At 45.4% G+C, this 8,277-nt stretch carries 5 protein-coding genes; 4 read left to right on the top strand and 1 reads right to left on the bottom strand.

Annotation, left to right across the window (positions count from 1 at the left end):
- The coding region (locus A3IK_RS21720; protein WP_020559581.1) for a hypothetical protein at nt 1-240 on the top strand (240 nt) is incomplete at its 5' end.
- 90 nt (nt 241-330) lie between these two features.
- On the opposite strand, the gene A3IK_RS18940 is transcribed toward A3IK_RS21720, so the two are convergent.
- A complete protein-coding gene (locus A3IK_RS18940) occupies nt 331-3,678 on the bottom strand; it encodes a glycoside hydrolase family 3 protein (protein ID WP_083915703.1) in 3,348 nt (1,115 codons plus the stop codon).
- Nucleotides 3,679-4,042: 364 nt separating this feature from the next.
- Here A3IK_RS18940 and A3IK_RS0108595 point away from each other — a divergent pair, with 364 nt between their 5' ends.
- From A3IK_RS0108595 to rlmB, 3 genes are all read left to right on the top strand, one after another.
- Nucleotides 4,043-5,065 carry a LacI family DNA-binding transcriptional regulator gene (locus A3IK_RS0108595; protein WP_020559578.1) on the top strand — a complete coding sequence of 341 codons (1,023 nt, stop codon included), beginning with the start codon at nt 4,043-4,045 and terminating at the stop codon, nt 5,063-5,065.
- 228 nt (nt 5,066-5,293) lie between these two features.
- Entirely contained in the window at nt 5,294-7,501 is a 2,208-nt protein-coding gene (gene rnr, locus A3IK_RS0108590) for a ribonuclease R (RefSeq protein ID WP_020559577.1), read from the top strand.
- Entirely contained in the window at nt 7,501-8,250 is a 750-nt protein-coding gene (rlmB, locus tag A3IK_RS0108585) for a 23S rRNA (guanosine(2251)-2'-O)-methyltransferase RlmB (RefSeq protein ID WP_020559576.1), read from the top strand. Before rnr ends, rlmB begins: the two co-directional genes overlap by 1 nt.
- The last annotated feature ends 27 nt before the right edge of the window (nt 8,251-8,277 follow it).

Below are 8,277 nucleotides of genomic sequence, written 5' to 3'. Positions count from 1 at the left end.
CATTGGGGGATTGAGAATCGACTCCATTGGGTCTTGGATGTGCTGATGCGTGAGGATCTGGCACGTAATCGTACCAGCGATGGCGCTCACAATTTCTCCCTCCTGCGCCAGATGGCCACCAACTTACTTCGATACAACCAGACGAATAAGCATAGTCTCAAAGTACGACGAAAGCAGGCCGCTTGGTCAACCGATTATCTCGCCGAACTCTTGGAGCCACTTATTCCTCTACACCAATAAAGATTCAAGCGATTGCCCTGGTAAACAATTAAAACGCTGGGCACTATCAACCATCAATAATGCCCAACTTTACTAAAAGATGCTTAAGTATTATTCAAAACTAATATTGTCGATTAAAATATTAGTTCTCAAGTAAGCACCACTGGAGTCTTTAGGATTCCAGAAACCCATTGCTTTAATTTGGCTCATATCGACGCCAACAAAATCTGCTAACGGTACGGAGTATAGTTTCCAAATACCGGAGGTGGTTGAAGGATAATCGAGTAAGTTTTTGCCTAATGCTGCGGTTGTTGCATCATCAAATTTCAGTTCTAAAAACTTTAATGAGCTAGAAGCTGCCACAGCGACTACGATAGTGGAGTAGCTACTGAGATTTAAGACTGGATTAAATTCGGTAAAGAACCCACCCCAATCCGCTCCATTATGACTTAAGAGTAAAGAAGAACCGCCCTCATAAGCTGTCGAACTAGTCTGTAAAGTAGCGCTATTTAAGGCTGTAGCTTCTTGAGCAGTGATGCCTAACGCCGCTGCAGTGGCCGGATTAAAACCCGTCGCTAGTGTCTTATCCTCGGTCACAGTACCTACATCAACAGAATCATCCGTACTATTAGATAGATCACTACAGCTCACGGCATCGGTTGCTGCATCGACACTCTTAGGCACAATGCGAATATTGCCTAAATCAAATTGAGCCGCTCCACCAGTTAGTAATAACAAGGGGGTATTCATAGTAGCGAAGTTCATACCATTTTGAGAAAAACACTGTAATGGTATTTTTAAGGTTGACCAATTAGCAGAGACTGCAGGTAGAACCTTATTCAGAGGTACTTGCCCCACACAAGGCCATACGCAATGTTGGGCAATATTTAAGGTCGCTGTAGGTGCTTGTTGCACACGGATATCAAACTGTAGGGTTGATTCAGCATTCAAATAAGAATTACGATCTTGCCCAGCCTCTGATTGAGTTTGGACATAAATCTGGGCTAAATCATCACCTTTGAAGGTGACATTGACTGCATCATATTGACCTTGATAATTAATCGGGCTAGTGGATACCGAACCTTGTTCATCAGAGGCTTGTTCTTTAGGTACTTCAATCGCAGCCCAACCATTCTTATTACCCGAAACACGCATCACGAACTCATCCGTTGCGTTTCTACCATACACTTCTAAGGGTAGTGTTGCGACTCCGGTATCAGGAGCCGTTTGACCACAACCATAATTACGGCCATCTAGTGGTAAATTACTCAAGTCATGACTGACTGTTGTAGCAGTAGCCGCATAATTTAAACCATAACCATAGGGGAATAAGGGTGCATGTTCTCCACTGATATCTTGCTCATTCACTGGTGTGGCATAATCGGTAATATGTGGTGGTACTCGATTAATACTAGTAGAGCATTTGGTCATAGGCCATGTGTAGGATAATTTGCCTTTAAAATCAGCTCCATCTACCCCATACAGGACATCAGTAATTCCACCTGCTTCTGTTCCTGGTAACCAGGCCGCAACAAAGGCATCAGAATTATTAATTTCCTCATTCACATACAAAGGACGACCTGAGAAGAACACGGTCACTACCTTCAGACCAGCCGCCTTTAAATCCTTAATGGTCTGCAAATCAGCTGCATAGGACGTTTTTAACTCGGAATAGCTCAACGTTTGATGATCTTTAATATCACCCATAAATTCCGCATAAGGATCTTCACCGATTACCACTAGGGCTACTGTATCGGCGGTGGCTTGTGTTTGATCGGTAATCACATTATCCGCACCAATTTGGGCTTCTAATGCCATTTTAACCGTACTGGCACCCGGAAAATCATCCAACGTATTATCTGCTCCCTGCCAAGTGAGCGACCACCCACCTGTTTGCTTAGCAATGCTATTCATCGCACTACCTGCTAAGAGCACTTTTTGGGTCGATTTCAACGGTAGTGTACTATCAGCATTTTTCAATAAGACTAAGGACTCACTCACCGCCTGCCGTGCTAAGGCTCTATGCTCAGAGGCTCCTAGTACTTCTTGTTTACCGGCTAATGAACGTGCAGAAGGTTTAGGCTTATCCCATAATCCTGCCCGCATTTTCACCCGTAAAATGCGAGTCACCGCATCATCAATACGGCTTTGTGGAATAACACCCGACTGAACCTGTTGAATCACATTGTTATAGAACGCCTTCCAGTCCGCCTTGGCAGTGACCATGAAGACATCATTGCCTGCATTAACTGCATCAGGACAGTTAGAAGCCGAACAGCCTGCTATTTCACCATGACCATTCCAATCGGTTACAACAATGCCATCAAAGCCCATTTTGCCTTTCAGTACATCTGTAATCAGATAACGGCTACCATGCAGTTTTTTATTGTAAGTCGTATTACCAGTAGGGGCATAATTGGCATCATTATCCCATGAGTTAAAGGAACTCATCACCACTTGAGCACCAGCTTTTAAACCTGCAAAGTACCCCGTAGCATGTAAATTCATTAAATTGGATTCGGTACTTTGATTGACACCACGATCAACACCATTTTTAGTACCACCATCGCCTAACCAATGCTTCACATTGGAAACCACATGTGTATCAGTTTTTAAACCCTCAGCCCCGCCTTGTAAGCCTTCCACCATTTTTCCGGCATAGCTATACACGATCTCTGGATCTTCGGAGTAACCTTCATACACACGCCCCCAACGGTCATCACGCGGTGTCGCCACGGTAGGTGCAAAAGTCCAATCTAAACCCGTTGCTGCAATTTCTTTAGCGGTTGCTTGACCAATTTTATAAATCAAATCGGGATTATTTGCTGCTCCTAAGCCAATATTATGTGGGAATACAGTAGCTTGATAGACATTATTATGACCATGTACCGCATCGGTTGCCCACATAAAAGGCACTCTAAAACCACGATCTTTATAAGCCGACTCTAACGCTTCCCAATACTTATCCGCCGTGGCTGCCCAATCCGCTGCTGTCGCATGTTTATCATTATTGGGCCAAGATCCGCCCCCATTTAATAATGAACCTAATTTATATTCTGCGGCTTCTTCAGGCGTCACTTGATCCAGATTAGGCTGAATCATTTGCCCTACTTTTTCCTCCAAAGTCATTTGCGCCACAATTGCCGCTACATTGGTTTCAATCGTACTGTCAGGAGGAATAGCACTATTAGCCCCCGCGACTGCAGGCCACTCGGAATAGAACGACAAGGTATCTGGAGTTGGCGTTGGCGTTGGCGTTGGAGTCGGGGTTGGCGTTGGAACAGGCGTCGGGGTTGGGGTCGGTACAGGGGTGGGTGTAGGTGTTGGAACGGGTGTGGGCGTCGGCGTTGGAACGGGTGTGGGCGTCGGGGTTGGAACAGGTGTGGGGGTCGGCGTTGGAGTAGCAGTTACCTCGGTTGAAGAAGAACCACCGCTACATGCTGCTACTAGACTCAACATGATAACTGAACTTATTAGCTTAAATAGCGGCTTTTGAGCAATAAGTACAGGACTCGAATTAGTTAGCTGTTTAGTTATCTTATACGGATGAGCTTTCTCATGTTGATGCCACATAATGTTATCCTCTAGCGAAATAGAATGAGCAGATATCGTATAACATTCGTGTATGTACTAATGTAAACGATTACATTTGATTATGTAATCGTTTACATCAAAAGTAAATAAGTATCTATTTTTAAAAAATTTAATTGTGAATAAAATAAAATAATCTGCAATGCAGTGACTAGGAGTAAATCCTACATCAACCGCTCAGTAGCCTATGTTAAGATAGAGCAATCTGTGTATAACCTTTTGCTATATATTTATGCCGCTTAACTCTCAAAAAATTACTATTCAAGATATAGCTCAGCTCGCAAACGTTTCTGTGGCAACGGTTAGCCGCACCTTAAGTAATCCTGAGAAGGTCTCTGATATCACCCGCCAACAGGTATTAGCTACGATTGAGGCTACAGGCTATAGCGTGAATGAAACCGCTCGCAATCTACGTAAACGCCAAACCGACACTATAGTGGTCATGACACCTAATATTGGTAACCCCTATTTTTCCAGACTGGTCGAAGGTATTGAGGAAGTATTCGCTCACAACCAGATCAGTGTATTGATTGCTGATACTCAAAAAGCGTCCATGAACTCTAGTCATGCGCGTAACTATTTCAGCCGTAACCGTGTTGATGGGATTATTATCTTAGATGGGCTGATCGCTAAGGCTATTATTGAAGATGCCAAAGGCTCCCCTCCTATTCTATTTGCGGGTGAGCGCCATGCTGAACTTAATCTACCCTATATTGGTATTAGTGATGAGCTAGGCATAGAGTTAGCCGTTAAACATTTATATTCCTTAGGGCATACTCGCATTGGGCATATAGCAGGGCCATTAACACATACCCCAGGACAACGTAGATACACCAGTTTTCTAAAAACCTTAAGTCAATTGAACCTACCCACCCAAGAAGCATGGATTCATGAAGGGTTATTTCAATTATCTACCGGGCAACAAGCAGCCTATGCGTGGGCGAACTTAGCGAGTGATCAACGCCCGACTGCGATTTGTAGTGCTGGGGATGAAATAGCCTTTGGTTTTATTGCCACCCTGCACCAATTAGGTTTTAGAGTACCCCATGATGTCTCTGTGGTTGGGTATGATGATCTGCATTTAGCCGCTTGTTATATACCTGCACTGACCACCATTCATCAACCTTGTCGAACACTAGGAAGAAGTGCCGCAAAACAATTACTCAATCTAATAAAAAAACACCCCTTCACCCCCCTACCGCTGCTCGATCCCACTTTAATCATTCGGGATAGTACCGCCCCTTACAACAGATAAGTAGGTATGAGTAGTGTAGTCGAGTATTTCTGGAGCAGTCTTGGCGGCAGGGATGCCGCCTTGTAGCGTACAAGGAGGTATTCACAGCGGCTGCGGAAGAAATACTCGACTACTCTGACTCAAGTACTTAACCGCGCTATTAACATGACAAGTTTTTTTACATACCACTTAGTAAAACTTTGTTATGCTCCCCCCCATATTCCACATAACAATTAATAAGGACATTATATGAAACTCAATGACCCCAATTTTCAACTAGAAGCTGAAAAATACGAAAAACCCATCCCTAGCCGTGATCTCATCTTAAACATCCTCCAAGACAGTCCTAAACCCTTAGAGTTTCAACCCCTAGCCGAGGCCTTAGGCTTACACGAGGAAGATGATATTGAGGCACTCAAAAAACGCCTCCGCGCCATGGAGCGTGATGGGCAACTACTCTTTAATCGCCGCAAACAATACCTCCCCGTCAATCGAGCTGATCTGATTGCAGGACGAGTGATCGGCCATCCTGATGGCTTTGGTTTTCTTCAACCTGATGATGGCTCGCCCGATTTATTTCTCCATGCCAAACAAATGAACATGCTCCTACATGGTGACCGCATTCTAGCGAGTGTACGTGGGCTTGATCCTAAAGGGCGACGTGAAGGAGCCGTCGTGGAAATTCTAGAACGCGGTACTGAACAAGTGGTCGGGCGTTTATTTAATGAACGCGGTCTGCATTATGTTATCCCTGACAACTCCCGCATTGCTCATAATATTATTATTCCCCCCGATGCCTTAGGCGAGGCACACGAGGGGCAAATTGTCGTTGCAGCCATTATTGAGCAACCTACTAAACGCTCTGGCCCCTTGGGTAAAATTGTTGAAATTTTGGGCGATCATATGGCTCCGGGGATGGAAATTGATATTGCCATTCGCAGCCATGAAATCCCCTTTGAATGGCCGCAAGCAGTCACTGAACGTGCTGACCAATTTGGCTATGAAGTCCCCGACGAGGCTAAACAAGGCCGTCTTGATTTAACTGCCATGGATCTTGTCACCATTGATGGTGAGGATGCGAAAGATTTCGATGATGCGGTCTATTGTGAACGTGAAGGCATGGGATGGCGCTTATGGGTCGCCATTGCCGATGTCGCCTATTATGTACGCAATGATAAAGCCTTAGATAAAGAAGCGCGTTTAAGGGGTACCTCGGTTTATTTCCCTGGCAAAGTGATTCCTATGCTACCGGAAATTCTCTCTAATGGACTCTGTTCGCTAAATCCTAAGGTTGACCGCCTCTGCATGGTGTGCGAAATGCACGTTGATGAAAATGGTGCCATTTCAGATTATCGTTTTCATGAAGCCGTGATGCATTCTAAAGCACGTTTGACCTATACCAAAATGGCTCAAATTGTGGTGGATAGAGATCCTATTATTCGCTCCGAGTACTCTGCCCTACTCAATCCTTTAGACGAACTCTATAACCTCTATCAAGTGCTGCGTGAAGCGCGTGACGAGCGTGGTGCTATTGATTTTGAAACCAATGAAACCACTATTATTTTCGGTGCAGATCGTAAGATTGAGTCTATCGTGCCTTTAGAGCGTAATGATGCTCATAAACTGATTGAAGAGTGCATGATTGCTGCTAATGTATGCGCCGCTCAGTTTTTGGCTCAGCATGAAGTCCCCTGCCTACATCGCGTCCATGACAAGCCCTCGCCCGAAAAGATCAAAGACCTGCGTGAATACTTAGCAGGTGTTGGTTTATCGCTCGGCGGTGGCGATGATCCTGAACCGGCTGATTACGCTAAAGTAATGGATTTGATTCAAGAACGTCCTGATCGTCATGTGATTCAAACCGTGTTATTACGCTCCTTATCTCAAGCGCGTTATAGCCCAGAAATCATTGGACATTTTGGCTTGGCTCAAAGTCATTATGCCCACTTTACCTCACCGATTCGACGCTATCCTGACTTACTCGTCCATCGTGCGATTCGTCATATTTTGCGCGGTGGCAAAGCGGAAAACTTCCCTTATGATTTTGCCTCGATGCTAGCTCTAGGCGAACACTGCTCTATGACCGAGCGCCGTGCGGATGAGGCCACCCGTGATGTGGTGGCGTGGCTTAAAACGGAGTATATGCAAGAGCGTGTCGGCGAAGTCTTTGAGGGTGTTATTTCTGCCGTGACTGGATTTGGCTTATTCGTAGCGCTGAATGACATTTATGTCGAAGGTCTGGTTCATGTCACTGCCTTAAGCAGTGATTACTATCGTTTTGACCCAGTACGCCACCGCCTAGTAGGTGAAAACTCTGGGCGTAAATATGGCTTAGGCGATCCGATTACCGTGCAAGTAGCCCGTGTTGATTTAGATGAGCGCAAAATTGACTTTGTACTGCCCGAAGGACAGGATAATGCCTCCTCTAAAAAGCCACGTAAAAAGAAAAAATCGTAATGAGCAAATCCCTGATTTACGGCATTAACGCGGTCGAAAGCGCGTTAAATCATGATGCAGAAAACCTCGTGCGCGTGTGGATAGACAAACGCACGCGTAATGAACGTATTCTCAAACTACAACCGCTGCTGAAAACAGCGGGCATTAGCTGCGCCTTAATTGACCCTACTAAACTGGATGAAATGGCAGGGCGCGATAATCGGCATCAAGGTATTGTCGCCGAATACAAAAGCGCTAAAGAGTATGACGAAAATGATTTATACGACCTACTCGACCGCTTAGACGAGCCTGCCTTTTTATTGATTTTGGATGGCGTGACCGATCCGCATAATTTAGGGGCTTGTTTACGTACCGCCGAAGGTGCGGGAGTACATGCGGTGATTGCTCCGCGTGATAATGCGGTGGGATTAACCCCCACTGTGCGCAAAGTCGCATCGGGGGCCGCCGAGTTAGTCCCATTTATGAGTGTGACCAATTTAGCGCGTACTATGAGCACCCTACGCGAGCGCGGCATTTGGATTACTGGCACCAGTGATAGCGCGACTAAGGATTTATATGAAGCGGATTTAACCGGAGCGGTGGCTTTGGTTATGGGTGCAGAAGGCCAAGGGATTCGGCGTTTGACAGAAGAAAACTGTGATTTTTTAATCAGCATCCCTATGCGTGGTAAAGTATCGAGTCTTAATGTATCGGTCGCCACAGGCGTGTGTTTATATGAAGCCCTACGCCAGCGTCGCCCTAAACTCTAGCCTATTGTAATCACTCTCTAACCCTGT

Source organism: Thiofilum flexile DSM 14609 (assembly GCF_000380185.1).
GTDB lineage: Bacteria > Pseudomonadota > Gammaproteobacteria > Thiotrichales > Thiotrichaceae > Thiofilum > Thiofilum flexile.
The sequence above is the reverse complement of the archived record's forward strand: the minus strand, read 5'-3'. Positions and strand labels throughout refer to the sequence as shown.

Bases quoted from the DNA above. Each gene is read 5' to 3' on its own strand.
- A3IK_RS18940 (WP_083915703.1), bottom strand. From the start codon at position 3,678: ATGTTGAGTCTAGTAGCAGCATGTAGCGGTGGTTCTTCTTCAACCGAG.
- rlmB (WP_020559576.1), top strand. From the start codon at position 7,501: ATGAGCAAATCCCTGATTTACGGCATTAACGCGGTCGAAAGCGCGTTA.
- rnr (WP_020559577.1), top strand. From the start codon at position 5,294: ATGAAACTCAATGACCCCAATTTTCAACTAGAAGCTGAAAAATACGAA.
- A3IK_RS0108595 (WP_020559578.1), top strand. From the start codon at position 4,043: ATGCCGCTTAACTCTCAAAAAATTACTATTCAAGATATAGCTCAGCTC.